General features: G+C 66.2%; 10 protein-coding genes. 5 read left to right on the forward strand and 5 right to left on the reverse strand.

Annotated elements, in window-relative coordinates; translation table 11 throughout:
• Nucleotides 1-215: 215 nt before the first annotated feature.
• From EDD31_RS03655 to EDD31_RS03675, 5 genes are all read right to left on the reverse strand, one after another.
• The gene (locus EDD31_RS03655) at nucleotides 216-998 is read right to left on the reverse strand and encodes an endonuclease/exonuclease/phosphatase family protein (protein ID WP_123302953.1); all 783 of its coding nucleotides are present in this window, start codon (nucleotides 996-998) and stop codon (nucleotides 216-218) included.
• Entirely contained in the window at nucleotides 995-4219 is a 3225-nt protein-coding gene (locus EDD31_RS03660; protein ID WP_123302954.1) for a helicase-related protein, read from the reverse strand. Before EDD31_RS03660 ends, EDD31_RS03655 begins: the two co-directional genes overlap by 4 nt.
• Nucleotides 4216-6072 (reverse strand): phospholipase D-like domain-containing protein, encoded by a 1857-nt coding sequence (locus EDD31_RS03665; protein ID WP_123302955.1) that lies wholly within the window; start codon nucleotides 6070-6072, stop codon nucleotides 4216-4218. The genes EDD31_RS03660 and EDD31_RS03665 overlap by 4 nt, the downstream gene beginning before the upstream one ends.
• Nucleotides 6072-7310 carry a DUF6361 family protein gene (locus EDD31_RS03670; protein WP_123302956.1) on the reverse strand — a complete coding sequence of 413 codons (1239 nt, stop codon included), beginning with the start codon at nucleotides 7308-7310 and terminating at the stop codon, nucleotides 6072-6074. The genes EDD31_RS03665 and EDD31_RS03670 overlap by 1 nt, the downstream gene beginning before the upstream one ends.
• A 214-nt stretch (nucleotides 7311-7524) precedes the next feature.
• Complete coding sequence (locus EDD31_RS03675; protein WP_245990860.1) at nucleotides 7525-8196, reverse strand: DUF6308 family protein; 672 nt, start codon at nucleotides 8194-8196, stop codon at nucleotides 7525-7527.
• Between the two features lie 315 nt (nucleotides 8197-8511).
• Here EDD31_RS03675 and EDD31_RS03680 point away from each other — a divergent pair, with 315 nt between their 5' ends.
• From EDD31_RS03680 to EDD31_RS14955, 5 genes are all read left to right on the forward strand, one after another.
• Nucleotides 8512-11625, forward strand: a complete 3114-nt coding sequence (locus EDD31_RS03680) for a DEAD/DEAH box helicase (RefSeq protein WP_123302958.1) — start codon at nucleotides 8512-8514, stop codon at nucleotides 11623-11625.
• A gap of 397 nt (nucleotides 11626-12022) precedes the next feature.
• Nucleotides 12023-12685: a DUF6338 family protein gene (locus EDD31_RS14615; RefSeq protein WP_148058858.1), complete on the forward strand. Its 663-nt coding sequence runs from the start codon at nucleotides 12023-12025 to the stop codon at nucleotides 12683-12685.
• Nucleotides 12686-13096: 411 nt separating this feature from the next.
• Complete coding sequence (locus EDD31_RS03685; RefSeq protein ID WP_123302959.1) at nucleotides 13097-13582, forward strand: TIR domain-containing protein; 486 nt, start codon at nucleotides 13097-13099, stop codon at nucleotides 13580-13582.
• Nucleotides 13573-14019: an HIT family protein gene (locus EDD31_RS14950; RefSeq protein WP_245990863.1), complete on the forward strand. Its 447-nt coding sequence runs from the start codon at nucleotides 13573-13575 to the stop codon at nucleotides 14017-14019. Before EDD31_RS03685 ends, EDD31_RS14950 begins: the two co-directional genes overlap by 10 nt.
• Nucleotides 14016-14489, forward strand: coding sequence for a hypothetical protein (locus EDD31_RS14955; RefSeq protein WP_245990866.1), 474 nt, complete (start codon nucleotides 14016-14018; stop codon nucleotides 14487-14489). Before EDD31_RS14950 ends, EDD31_RS14955 begins: the two co-directional genes overlap by 4 nt.
• Nucleotides 14490-14735 lie beyond the last annotated feature (246 nt).

The raw sequence follows: 14735 nt of genomic DNA on the forward strand, positions 1-14735 counted from the left end.
ACGAGTAGCCGCCCCGCACAGGAGAGATCAGTCCTGCTCCAGATAGTTCTCCAAGGTTGAGTCCGACGGCAGCAACGACGCCGGAAGGCGCCGGGGAACTTCACCATCGACTCGCCAAATATCCATCTCCAGTGGCATGACTCCAGCTTGCCCCACGGCGCTCGAAAACAATCGCGGCTGAAGCGGCCCTTGGGCGGGTCTCTCGTGAGAGTCGCTCAGGAGCCGCCCCACCCAAGCGTCGCGCTGACCAGCGCATGGTCACTCCCAGCGCCGCGGGCTTCGTCCCAGAGGTGGTCGACGTGATCGACGACGAGTTCTGGCGAGGCGTAGATCGCGTCGTATCGGCACTCGACACCGCCACGCAGGTGGGTGACCGTGAGCGGTCCGTCTGGGCGTTCGGAACGAACCCCTTCCGCCACGGCCGGGTTAGCGTCGAGGTAGTCGCGATACGCGTCCCGTAGGTCGTGCACCCGATCCGGGCCATAGAGCAGCGGCTCGTGCTTGTTCCACCATTCGTCAGCAGGCAGGTCGTGTCGCTCCCACTTCGGAGCGTTGCGGTCGATCCCGATCACGGCGGGTCCCGGCCGGTCGCGCAGCCACGCGGCGAAGCGGTTCACCTGACGCCCCTTGCCGGCCCGGCCCCAGGTCACTCCGGGCGGCGCGGCCCAGGAGCACGCCCAGAGGCCCCGTTCCTCGATCGTCACCTTCGCCACGGCCGCCCGCTCCGGCGATGGCATGTCAGCCATGAGCCCGAAGTCTTCGATCCTGGCCGGTGCTCGAACCAACACCGCGCACCCGTATCTGGGCCCGCCATCAGCCAAGGGCGGCAAGTATTCAAACGCGACCTCGCCCTGATCGGCGAGCGCTCGGAAGTCCGCCCACGATTCGCGGGTGACCTCCTGCAGGCAGGCAATATCCCAGTCGAGCCGGCCCAGCAGGGCGGCCTGCTCCCGGCGCACGAAGCCATTGACGTTCCAGTCGACCACCGTGAAGCTCATGCCCCAGCCTCCGCATCAGTCGGCGGCGTCAGGTCGATCCGCAGCTTCTCGGCATCTGCCCCGAGGTAACGGATGAGGTCCTCCTGCCGGGGCTGACCCATCACAAAGCGGTAGGCCCCCAAGGTGGCGCGCAGTCGCGCGTACCGTTGCGTCTCCTGGCTCAGTGGCATCGCCGGCACGTAGCGCTCGATGGTCGCGCCTCCCTCCAGCGGAAACACCCAGTACGGATTGATCAGTGAGTCGCCGGCAGGCCGGGTGGCCTCGGCAGCGGCGAAGACGGCGCGCCAGGGGTCCGTCCCGTCCGCCGTCACCGCACTCTCGCCATGGATCGCGGCGACGTTCTTGCGCACCGCGTGGCCCTTGTAGCGGTGCACCCGCCCTTCGCGCTGCTCCATGTCCACGGGGTTGCCCGGCAGGTTCCAGTGCACCACTGCGTGGCTGTAGGTGTGGAAGTCCAGGCCCTCCTGCCCCACCGAGGTACTGGCCATCACGAAGGGCCAGAACGGCGAGGTGTAGCCCTCCCGCACCGTGGCCTCACGTTCGGCGGCGGCTTCGCTGGATTGCACTCGGCCGAAGCGGGCGGCCAGGTGGGAGTTCAACCTTTGCTCGGTCACCGAGATGTGCTCTCCGTCGACTCGCACGTCCTGCATGGTGTTCTGCGCGGGGCGGATCGAGGCCGTGGCCGCAATGCGGTCAGCGAGGGCTTCCGACCTCTCGAGCCTCGACAACGCGCCCAGTCCCTCAGACTCGGTGAGCATGTGAACGAACTCGTCCAGCACCGACTGCAGGTTCCCGTCCAGGCTGTAGCGCAACACTTGTCGCCAGTAGGAGTCCGCATCCGCTGCGCTCTGCCCGGCGCCGCCCCGGACCGCCGAGACGATCTCCGCCTTGTTGAACAGCGAGCGCAGTCCCCTAGATGCCGTGACGGCAGCGACGCGCAATTGCGGATCGGTGAGCGAGCGTGCGCCGTCCTCCGCTCGCGCCAGAGCCCGCAGCGCACACACGCCGGGCCCGGCGAGCGCCATCTGTGCCAGCACGTGGGCCAGGTCCTCCGGCGGGGCGCCCAGCTCGCCGCGGTCGGCCTCCATGGCCCACCGCATGTGGTCAACGAGCCGAGAGCCCTCACGTCGTTCGCCCTGGAGCCAGCGTTTGATCCGCTGGCGAGCACTACCGTCATCGTCCAGGGCCGCATCGAGCAGATAGGGAGCGACGCCGTACCACCGGCGCCGCTGCCCCTCCGAGCCCGGCTGGGGCACGATGCCCAGCTGCGCGAGCAGATGCCGGACCCGCTCGGTCACGGCCCCCAGTGCCGCGTCGCGGTCCAGCGGCAACCTCCAGCCATGATCGCGGGCCAGCGCCAGGGGGTCGCCGAGCTGCGCGAGCGTGACGCACGGATAGAGCACGGTCAGGTTGGGGAGGTTTCGTGGCACATCGGCGTCCGTGTCCCAGCCGAAGGTCAGGGGGACGGCGGTGCGGTGGTTGCCGTAACGGTGGTGGGCGTCGACGACGGCGCCCGACTCCTCCCGCAGCCGTCGTTCCGCCTCGTAGCTCACCATGGCGGCGATTGCCTTGGGCACCACGTTCCAGGCGGAGAAAATGAGGCGCTTGGTGAACCCGCGGATCGCCGGGCTCGCGAAGACCCCTGCCGGTTCCAGGTACGGCAGCGATGGCGCCATCCAGGCCAGGCGCCACGCCTCACGGGCGGTCAGGTCATGGACCAGCGCCCGCATCTTGGCGTTACTGGGCTCGATCGGTCGGTACTGGCGAATCTCCTCCCAGTCGAGGAAGGCGTTCGAGTGCTCCCGCAGTACCTGAGTGAGACCAGGGTCCTGCTGCCGGGCTGCCGCGAGGAACCGCTCCTGCATCTGATAGCCGGTGCGGTCCATGAGATTCGCGGTGTACGGGGCGGAGCGCCAGAACTCGAAAGCGTCCTGCGTGCCCACCTGGCGGGCGAGCGCGTCGGCGGCGAGCCACCCCTCCACGTCTTGCGGCTCCACGGTCATCGCGCCCAGCGACCGCTCCGTGAGCATGCCGTCCCGGTGCGGCGTGGCGGCGAGCCGTTCGGTGCGCGACATGACTCGACGTAGTGCTGCTTGCACGCGGCGCTGCGCCTCTGCCGCTGCCTGGTGCCCTGCGGGGGTACGGAGCAGGATCCCTTCACGCAGGCGCGTCAACTCCCGAGTGATGTCTCGCGCTGTCTCGGGGCCGGCCAGGAACTCGATGGTGTGCGTGAAGTCGCGGTAGTGGTCGTCCCCGCTGGGCTCGTCCGGCAGGGTGAACATCTTGTACGGGGTGGCGGAGAGCACCAGCACCTTGGCTCGCTCGGTCGCAATGAGCCTTTGCGCGAGGCGCTGCGCGTCGGTGGTCTCAGCGTGGGCGGCGCGGTCCGCGCTGGGGAACAGCTCTTTGAAACGCTGGAACTCGTCCAGGATCACCAGATCGGGTGCAAGCCGCTCGACGGCCACGTGGGCCATCGCCATGCGCAGCGCGCCGATCACGGGGCGCCGGGAGCGCCTGTGCTTGCTGGAGCGGTGCGGGGTGCGCGCCCAGCGCGCCTGGTCCGCCAGGAGATCTTCCCGGAGGCTTCCCCCGAAGGGCCCGCGCTCCGTGTCCACATGCTCGGCGAAGCTCGCCACCAGTTCCGGGTCCAGCTCCGGCCGGCTCTGCTTCCATCGGAGGCGTCGCCGGAAACGATCGAGCTCAACGCCAACGGCGAGGTAACTGGTCCAGGACTGCTTGCGCACCTCCTCGGATCCGAGGACGTGGCGCAGCATCCAGTGCAATAGCGCCCGCTCAGCAACCATGCCGGTGGAATTGCCGAGGTTCAGGGACGTGCCCGGGGTGAAGGCGACGAGTTGCAAACGTTGGTCCGCCTCCCGCCCCAGGGTGGCCGGCAGCATGGTGAGCCGGTCGGCGTTGTCCTGGAGTTCTCCCCCGGTGAGATCGCGGAGCCGGCGCAGGTTCTGCCGGGCGATCTGGGCGTTGGAGCAGATGTAGAGCACGGTGATCGGGCGGCCAGAGTCCCACAGGTGGCCGATCGCTCGGGCAGCAATGCCCTTGGCCACCATGGTTTTCCCCAGCCCGACCTCGTCGGCGACGAGGAACCGCTGCACCGGATCGTCCTCACCCCAGAGCCGGTCGAATCCATGGTTGACGGTGGCACGTTGGAAGGGTTTGAGCCCTGCGAGGATCGCGTCCACGTCCGGCCGCGTCTCGGTCATGGCGCTCTCCTGGCCTGCACGGTCTGCAGCACCACGTCCCACATCTGCAGAAACTCCGCCGGGATGACCTCAGCGGCCTGCGGCATGTCGCGCAGTTCCTGGATCTGACGGGCCACGCTGGCGAGTTGTTGCGGCCCGCGCGCGGCGGCCCTCACCAGGGGTTCGAAGAGCATCAGGGGCGACAGCGCGGCAGCGCCGCCTTCCGGTGCGGGCGCGCCCGTGGCATTCCGGTGGGCCGCATGCTCGGCACCCTCGCTGAGCTGCTGGGGGTCCAGGCCGAGCAGCAACGCCAGGTAGCGCAGCACGCTGCGAGAACTGGAGAGGATCTCCGCGAGTGCGGCCCGGCGCCGATCGAGCGGATCGCCGTCGATGCGCATCATGAGCACGCACCGGCGGGTCACCCTCGCCGCCCCCTCCCCGGCGGTGGTCTCCACCGCGAGGTAGGGGGTGATGTTCACCGGGTCGATCTCCCAGCTCTGGCTCGCCGCCAGGGGGCGCTTCTGTGCGTGCACGGTCATGAGCCACACCCGGGTGTGACCCGGCAGCTCGTCGGGCAGGGCCCAGGTGAGGTGGGCGCGCACGCGGTGTTCGTCGAGCGGAGTGACCTCAAGGCGTGGGCGCTGCCGCGCCAGGGCTCGGTGGAACTCCTCGAGCTGGCGGTTGGTCGCGATGGCCGGGTCGCTCTCGCCGTTCTCCGTCTGTGGCGTGAAGGGCTGCAGCACGCGGGCGAGCCCGGGGTGGTCGTCGTCGCCGAGGACGGCGCGCACGCCACAGGTGGTGGTGGGGCCGGTGAGCACGGCGCCCATCTCCATGCCACCACCCCAGGCCTGTGTGGTGAGGTTGGCGCTGCCGGTGACGGTCATGGACTGGCCGCCGGGCAGGTCCAGCACCACCGTCTTGGCGTGCAGCCCATCGAGACCGGTGGAGAAGGTGTCGCCGTCCTCGCCGACGACGGCGGTGAACCCGTCGAGCGCGTGCGTGGGCTCGGCGTCGTCGTCCGTCTGTTCCACGCCGCGATGCAGCACGTGGGCGGACCATCCGGCCAGGCCATGCCGCCCGAGCAGGTTCAGGGATTCAGCGCGCGAGACGAGAGTGGCGTCGTCGGCGGCGCCGCGCAGGTTGCGCAGCGTCTCTCTCGAGAGGAATGGGCTGATCGCGAGGATGCGGTCAGGGTTTGCGGGGAAGGGCCATGTCCGGGCGTCGTCGAGTCCGAGCGGGAGCAGTGAGCCGCCGGTAAACGGCTCCGGGGCAGCCAGTGACACGGTTCGCAGGGTCTCCGCCAGGTCGGTGATGGCGGTCCGCCGGGCCTCGCGAAGCGGCGCGGTCGCGAGGCCCGGGAGCGTGGCGATGAGGTCGGCTGCCGGGGTGGCGGGGATAGCGCCGTGGGGGTCCTCGTCGAGGACGAGGATGGTGTCCCAGGAGTTGTCAAGGGTGAGGTTGCGGCTGGAGATGAGCAGGCGGTGGTGCAGGGCGCCGGAGTGCTCGTGGATGTACCGCACCGCCCAGATCTTGGGGTGGAACAGGTGGCCCTCGCGCGGCGGCAGCACCTCGCAGATGCTGTCTTCGAGGAAGGCGTGGATCCGACTGTGGCTAGCCGGCACGTGGATGCCGCCGGCCTGGACGAACACGGTGGTGTGCTGGACGTGCCGTTCCACGGCGTCGAGCAAGCTCACGGGGTCCGCCGAGGCGAGTGTGCCGGCGTCCTCGACGCCACCCAGGGTGAAGGTCATGGGCGCGAGCAGCATCGCCGTGAGGTTCAGGGAGTAGGTGGTGGCCACGGCCTGCTCGACCCGGTACTCCGGGGGCGGTTGCAGGGCGTCGGTGAGCAGGACGGTGGTGTCCGGAGCGAGCATCAGCCGGCCTCCTGCGCGTCGTAGAGGTCTTGGAGGTGGCTGCGCGCGACTGGCCAGCGAAAGTCGTAGCGGTCGGTGCCACTCGCCCCGGACCACGCATCGAGCGCGCGCTGGTTGCCGGGTGCCAGCCTGGCCCGGCTGCCCTTCTTCTCGCGTTCGCGGGCCCGGATGCGGTCCCGAAGCTCACGGCTGACTGTCAGCTCGGTCGCTGACGTGGCGTTGGCGACGGCGTCGGCCCAGATGCCGAGGAACTCCTGGGTGGTGCGGGAGACCTGGCCTCCCCGGTCGGCGACCATGCGCCAGATGTGAGTGCGCTCCTGGGCGTTGAGTGGGGCCCGTTGCGCTTCGTCGAACCACTCGTGCAGCCGTTCGGTGTAGACGTCGATCAAGCTGCCGCCCTGCCGGGCGTGTTTGCTGGTGGCTTCCGCGAGCATGAGGTTGTAGAGCAGGTTGACGCCGTGGGCGGTGATCGCGAAGCGCTCGGCTCGACCAACGATCCCGTCCAGTAACGGCGGAAGCTCCGATCGGATGGCCGGGTCCCAGGCTGCCTTTGGTGCCATTGTCGCGTCGGTCCACGTGGTGGGGCGGTGGGTGGCCAAGTGGGAGAGGAGCGTGCCCGCGGTGGTGCGGGTGATCGCCTCGGTCAGGTACTGCGCGTCCTCAGCACGGAGAGCGAACTGGGCCTTGTGCAGCAGCCTCTCGGGCGGGTCGGGCAGGCGGGGGTCGAGTCCGGTGGGGGTGACTGGCGGGTTCAGCTCGGGATCGTCGGCGCGTGGGGAGGCGCGCAGCTCTTCGCGACGCAGCAGCTCTCGCTCGAAGTAGCGCCGCACGGTGAAGCCGGGTTCGAAGATCCCCCAGCGGGCGATCATCCCCCAGTAGACGGCGCTGGGCCGGCGTTGGAGGTTCCTGCCGGCCTCGCGGCCGATGACGCCTGTGCTCTCGCCGCCTCGCTTCAAGGCTTCGATGAGCCGGTACTCGGACTCGCGGAACGTGGCCATCATCTCCGGGACGGACTGCCGATGGGATGCGGTCTGCAGCAGCCACGGGATGAAGAGGGCGTAGCGCAACCGCGTGTGCAGGGTGGAGGTGCCGGGAAAGAGCGTGCCCGAGAACGCGTCCCGGATGCCGCCGAGGCCGAGGTCGTCGATAGTCCCCTCGTCGCGGAACTGGTCGACCGCCTCCATCATCCGGCGTCGCTGCTCGGCGTCGATAGCGAGCCAGCCGAAGGAGGAGGTCACGCTAGGCGATTCTGGCACGCTGCTACGAGATTCCAGGTTGCCCAGGGCTCAAAGCAGCTCGTTCGTCCTCAATCCTGGGAGTTGTACTTTGAGCACAAGACGGACACCCGAGCGCCGGCGACCAGATCTACCAGGGACGTGGCGAGCGCCAAGTCGGCCGGCATAGCGCGATCGACCTGCCACCGGGCGGCGGACGTCTCGAAACGAGCAGGTGTCATCCGACAAGGGCTGCGACTTCGTCACCTTGCTCGGACGGGCTGCGGTGCGCCATCCACACCACGACGTCCAGGATGCGCAGGGCGGAGATCTCGTCGGTGAGCCCGGCCTTCTCGCGTAGCACCAGCATGTCGCGGTGGAGACGCTGGTTGTCTGCCGCAAGGTTGTCGCGCCAGATGCGCCACTGAGCGCCGGAGTTCTTGAGTCCGAAGGCACGCTGAATCACCGAGTCCCACACGGGAATCAGCGGTGGACGCTTGCGTGCCATCAGCTTGCTGACGGTAGTGGGCCCGACCCCGCGAAGCTGGTAGAGGTGGCTCCAGAGCTGAGCTGCCACCCCTCCGGCAGCCAAGGTCTCTGGATCGGCGTCCACAAGGTCAAGATCCGTGGGGAGCTTAGCCAAGTGCGCACTGGCCACCTCGGAGAACTCGTCGTCTTCGAGTAGCCTTTGGGACGCCCACCCCGGCAATCTGATCGAAAGCATCGACAAGGAAACGATATCCTCAGCGGTGACTCTGTCGGCGTTGGCTGGACTGTCGCCGCCACCCCCGAGCCGCTCGAACCGAGAACCGGTGAAAGCAGCAGAGCCGTCAAGCCCGAAATAGCGCCGTAGCAAGCCGACAGCGCGCTCTCGGTGGTCGGGAAGCAGAATGACAGGAACCGATGGCATCCAGGGGTCCTCATCGTTGGGGACAGTTGTCGACCTCACCCTAAAGGGCCATCTCCAGTGCCAGTGCTGCTCGCACGGTCGCCCTCGTGACTAGCGACTTGCGCCTACTCGACGTGGCACTCTCCACCTACGCTCGGCCATGAGCCGAAGACCCGTCATCGGAGACGAGTGAGGCGATGTAGCGATTAAGGCCGTTCGATACCTCATCCTTCGTCCCATCTCGAGTCCGCCGCTTAGCTACTTTCGCACTCCACGGTCCGTAAGCTGACCCCAGGGCGTGACTCCTCCGCCCACCTCCAAGGATGCAGGAACACGGTGCACGAAGGTCTCTACGAAACGCTGGTCACTCAGGCCCTCGCCCAGCAACTGACCACGCTCCCGCCGAAGCGGCGAACACTGGAGCAGCACCTTGACTCCGCCGACGCACCAGAAGTGTTGTCCCGCTACCTCGCAGGCGAGCTCCAGCGAACACTGTCAGCGACCAAGGACCCTGAGCGGAGGCTGGCACTGGTCAACCGTCTCCTTGCCCAGATCGAAGCCGTCGATGCCCCCGTGGCCACACCAGCGCGACAGCTCTACGCCGTCCACGAGGCGCAGGCCCCCACTTCAATCATTGACCGCCCGCGCACTCCACTATCGGATGCCGCACTGCTGACGAACGCCAAGGGCGACCCTAACCTCGGCGCCGAGCTCCGCTCGGAGTTCGGGTCGGCAGAACAGGTTGACCTGCTCTGCGCGTTCGTCCGATGGACGGGCCTGAGGCTGCTCGAAGAGCCGCTGCGAGCGTTCACTGAGCGCGGTGGCCAGTTGCGCGTCATCACCACTACCTATGTCGGCGCCACTGAGCGGCGCGCACTGGACTGGCTGGTCGACGAGATCGGGGCACACGTCAAGGTGCAGTACGAGCTCAACCGCACCCGCCTCCACGCGAAGTCGTGGCTGTTTCGCCGTGCCACCGGTTTCGACACCGCCTACGTGGGCTCGTCGAACCTCTCGACGGCGGCCCTACTCGACGGCGTGGAATGGAACGTGCGGCTGTCCGCCGTCGCCACGCCCTCGCTGCTGCACAAGTTCGATGCGACCTTCGAGACGTACTGGAACGATGCGTCCTACGTTGACTACCACCCAGCGCAGGACTCCGAACGGCTCGATGCCGCTCTCGCCGAGGCCTCCGGGCGCACTACTCGCGGAACCGCGCTCAACCTCTCAGGCCTGCAGGTCCGGCCTTACCCGCACCAACAGCAGATCCTCGAACAGCTCGAGGTGGAGCGCACCGTCCATGACCGCCACCGCAACCTCGTCGTCGCGGCGACGGGCACCGGCAAGACCGTGGTAGCGGCCCTGGACTACAAGAACCTCACAGCCGACGGCCACCGCCCACGGTTGCTGTTCATTGCCCACCGGATCGAGATCCTGCAGCAGGCATTGCGTACTTACCGCGAAGTACTCGGAGACGGCTCGTTCGGTGAGCTGTGGGGGCAGGGTTACCGCCCTGAGCACTGGCAGCACGTCTTCGCGACCATTCAGTCCTTCACTCGTTCCACCGCTGAACTAGCGCCTGAGTCCTTCGAGGTAGTCGTCGTCGACGAGTTCCACCACGCCCACTCCGCCACCTACCGCCGGCTCCTGTCGTACTTCACGCCCTGCGAGTTGCTCGGTCTCACCGCCACCCCAGAGCGCACCGACGGGATCGACGTTGCCGAGGAGTTCTTCGACGGGCAAACCGCGGCAGAGATTCGCCTGTGGGACGCACTCGAGGCCGAGCTACTCAGCCCGTTCCACTACTTCGGGATCGCAGACAACGTCGACCTCAGTTCGGTCAGCTGGCGGCGCGGCGGGTACGACCACACCGAACTGGAGAACGTTTACACCGGCAATGACGCCCGCACCCTGATCATCCTCAAGGAGCTGAAGGACAAGATCACCGACCCTTCGACCATGCGCGCCTTGGGCTTCTGTGTGGGGGTTCGTCACGCTCAGTACATGGCGGAGAAGTTCACCGCTGCCGGGATCCCTGCGCGCGCCGTCTCGGGTGAGAGCTCTAATGAGGACCGCGGTCAGGCACTGAGCGACCTGCGGAAACGTCGGGTCAACATTCTGTTCACCGCGGACCTCTACAACGAGGGCATCGACCTCCCTGAGGTAGACACCGTGCTGTTCTTGCGACCCACTGAGAGCGCCACCATCTTCCTGCAGCAGCTCGGTCGCGGACTGCGGTCTTCGCCGGACAAGGCTGTGCTCACCGCGCTCGACTTCGTGGGCCATCAGCGCAAGGAGTTCCGCTTCGATCGCCGCTTTCGCGCTCTGACTGGAGCTACCCGTCGCGGTCTGCGCGACCAGATCGAGCACGGCTTTCCTTTCCTGCCCTCCGGCTGCCAGATCGTGCTGGACCGTCAGAGCCGGCAGACCATCCTGGGCAACATCAAGTCCCAGACTCAGCACCGCTGGCGCACGCTGGTCAGCGAGCTCAAGGCCCTGGCAGCAATGAGGGGCGCCGATGTTTCGCTGGCCACGTTCCTCCACGAGGGCGACATCGAACTCGCCGACGTGCTCAAGCCCGGCAAGGGCTGGACCCAACTCCGCCGGGACGCCGGCCTCCCCGTGCCAGCACGCGGCCCTCGGCACGAGGAAGTGGTGCGCCGCGCGGCCGCGATTGCTCACGTTGACGATCCCGAGCGGGCCGACGCCTACCTCCGCCTCCTCAGCGATGGCGCGCCCTCGTATACCGACTTGAGCGAGCGCGATCGGCGGTACGCCCGGATGCTGTTCTTCAGCATCTGGCCCGACCGCGGCGACTTCCCGGCGGACCCCGCCGCGCCGGACGACCTCTACACCGACGGACTCGAAGCATTTCATGCCGAACCGGCGGCAAAAGCCGAGCTCAGCGAGATCATCGGGATCGGTCGAGCCGGCATCCGGCATCTGCCCGGGGAGCTGGCTGGCCCTCTTGCCGTGCTGGGACTCAAGACCCACGCGCGCTACAGCCGCGATGAGATCGTGGCCGCACTCGACCACGCCGGGCCGGAGCGACGAGCCGACAGCTTCCGGGAGGGCGTGCTGTTCTCCGAGCCGTGGCAGGCCGACGTGTTCTTTGTAACTCTGCGAAAGTCTGAGCGCGATTACTCTCCCACCACCATGTACAACGACTACGCGATCAGCCCCGAGCTCTTTCACTGGGAGTCCCAGTCGCGCACCTCGATCGCCTCGCCGACCGGCCAGCGATACCTCCACCACCGCGAGCGCGGCACCCACGTGCTGCTGTTCACCCGTGAGCACAAGCAGGACACGCTTGGCGCGGCGCCTTACCTTTTCCTGGGCCCCGCGGACTACGTCAACCACACCGGTGAGCGCCCCATCGCCATCACCTGGCGGCTACACCGACAGCTGCCGACCGACGCCTTCCGGACCGCGGCAGTCGCGACGGCGTAGGAGGTGGCACCGAATCCGGTATGTGTGCGGTCCCTGGAGTCCCTTGGCCGTCGCTCCCCAGGTCACGAACGGGGACGCGGTCTACGAACACACCAGAGGGCCTGCTCCTCGACGATCATCTGAAACACCCTGAGCGCCCTCGAGCCGGGGATGTCGTTGCCATCTCCGCTGACGACGCCCAGCCGAGTGGCTGTCATCGTGCCAGATCGCCCACTTGATGCCTGGCAATCCAGCCGCGGTCGCAACCCCTGCGGCGCCTGTGGCGGCGGACGAGACGACTTTTGATCAGCCGGCATAAGCTCGTGCTTGCCTAACGACCCGTAGTCGCGCCCTACCATTGAGCGAACCGCCGCCCGCTCCTACCAACTAGCCCACCGCCAGGCGATATTCTGTCCGTGTGGAGATTCCTACGACTGTCAGCCAGGTAGTCGTGCTGGTCGCAATACTGCTGCCTGGCCTTGTTTTTGCCGCGGTCCGCTCAGGACTTCGCGGCTATCTCCTTGACGACGTCACTCCCGGAACACGCGTCGCACAGGCGCTACTCGCAGGAGTCGTCTTCGACCTATTCTACGTAATTGCACTCGGCCCTCAGCTCGTGAACCGCGTCGGAACGCCCGACTTTCAGAACCCGCGAGAAGTTGCACTTATCGTCGCCGTGCTAGGCGTTATCACACCCGCAGCAGTAGCCTACCTCCTCTTCGGGCGCCCCTTTCACTGGAAATTCTACATCGTACCAATCGCGACCTCCCGTTACAGTCGGACGCCGTCCGCCTGGGATTTCAAATTGCCGCATGCCGGGGGCGCCTTCGTCCGGATTCACCTACCCGACGGATCCTTGATTGGGGGCTGGTGCGGCAGTAACTCCTTTGTGAGCACCTATCCACATTCGCGCGACATCTACCTCGAAAGTCAGTGGGAGTTGAGCCCTTCTGGCGAGTTCAAGGACAAGATGCCAAACACTGGCGGCGTCTGGACATCAGTCCCCGATGGAGCGATCATTACCTTCACGAAGACCACCACGACTGAGGAGCCTAACAATGGAAGACCCCAAGCGGTATAGCCAAAGGATTGCGGAAGGCGCAAGTCCAACCGACACCTTCGGCGCACGACTAACACAACAACAACCGAAAGGAACGAAGGGAGCCCAAACAGCCACTCAGACCTCAGAACCGAGCCAGTCACCTCCTGGCGGGACTGGAATTGTGAACACCAAGAAGTAGGCCGGCCGCTATCGGCGCCCATAGCGCGCTATCACTACATGGATCGCAAGCCGCATGCCCAGCGGCGCTCGCGGGCAACAACCAGCTGGCGAGCGTAATCGTGGGTATCACGTTCAACCGAGGGTGCTCCGGACGAGATCGGATGAGGCTGCCGCACCCCACCGCCGCACTCCGGTGACCACGAGTGTCGGACCTGCCTGCTAGACAAGGTGCTAGCCCGGCGAACCCGGGAACCTTGGGAAGGAGCCGCTATGGCCAAGTCAGTCTTCTACTCGTTCCATTACGACAACGATGTGTACAGAGTGCAGTTGGTTCGCCAGATCGACGCGCTGACAGGGGCGCCGGAGATCACCGGGCAAAACTGGGAGGAGGTGCGCTTCAAGACTGAAGCAGCCATCCAGAATTGGATCGACAAGGAGATGAACTACAAGAAGGCCGTAATCGTCCTCATCGGTCGGCGGACCGCTAAGCGACAGTACGTGCAGTACGAGGTCGAGCGCGCCTGGTCGATGAAGAAGCCGCTGCTGGGAGTGCGCATCCACGGACTGGCCTCACTCAGTGATGGGCCTGACTCAGCCGGCGATGACCCGTTCACGGCACTGGGTATGACCGGCGTCCCTGTTTTCGATCCCACGCAGAAGGACTGTTACGGGAGAATCGACACGAAGGCGACCTTCAACGAACTGCGCCGGCAATTGCCCTACTGGGCTGAGCAGGGCGTCGTCAGATGGCCTTAACGGTCGCGGACTGCCCCTTCTGTGAGATCGTCCTGCGGGACGATCCCGATGCCCGTGAGGTCTACACGGATAAGCACGTTGTTGCGTTCTTCCCCACCGAGCCTGCCGTCCTCGGCCATACCATGGTGGTTCCTCGAAAGCATATGGCGGATATCTGGGAACTGGACGAAGAGACCGCAGCACACATGGCACGTGCCACAGTGCGCCTCGCAGGAGCGATCCGAGAAGCCGTTCACCCCGAAGGCTTGAATGTCATCCAGTCGAACCGGAAAGCAGCAACCCAGACCGTACTCCACCTTCACGTGCACCTCGTCCCACGCTGGGAGGGTGACGCCATGGGCCGAATCTGGCCGGAGGGGACGTCCTACAGCGAGGACCAGAAGGACCGGACTTTGCGTGCCGTTCAAGAGGCATGCAGGAGAATCGGTGCACATTGAGCGAACCCAAGCACGAGCGTGACCCTGAGGACACGCGAAAACACCTCGACTTCATCCAGGCTGTCGTCACTCGGATGTCCGCAGCCTCGTCCACGGCGAAGGCGTGGCTTTTACCCGTGGTCACGGCCGCCTATGGCTATGCCCTGACACAAAAGGATGACTCAATAGCCCTCCTCGCCCTCGGGGCGACGCTATTGTTCGCCTACTTGGATGCCAATTATTTAAGGCAGGAGAAGCGCTTCCGCAGCCTATACAGAGCCGTCGCTGAAGGAAAGCACGACATCGCCCCCTTTTCCCTTCGTCCCGAAGATATACCCTCGGACTTCTCCAAGAAGGACAAGGGCGACTGGCCAGGTAAGACACCAAAGTGGATCAATCGCCTGCTGCCCGGACCAAGCGTGTGGCTCTCATGGTCGATCATGCCCTTCTACCTTCCAATGGCTCTCGTCGGCATCGGGATTTTCTCCTAAACCGGACGTTTGCGCCCCTGCCTACTTACTATCGAGCGCACCTCAATCACAAAACCGGTTTGGTAGAGAGCGCGGCTATTAGGCCTTTATGTATGGTTCAGTTACGGCGACGAGCGCGGGCCGTAGAGCTTCCCAAACCAAGGGGAGCCCCTGCGGACGTTCACCGAGCGCGGCGGACGACTGCGGGTCATCACCACCAGTTGCAAATTGCACAAGGGCTACCGAGCGGCTCGCACTGGACGGGCT

Origin of the sequence: Bogoriella caseilytica (assembly GCF_003752405.1) — a bacterium.
Taxonomy (GTDB): domain Bacteria; phylum Actinomycetota; class Actinomycetes; order Actinomycetales; family Actinomycetaceae; genus Allobogoriella; species Allobogoriella caseilytica.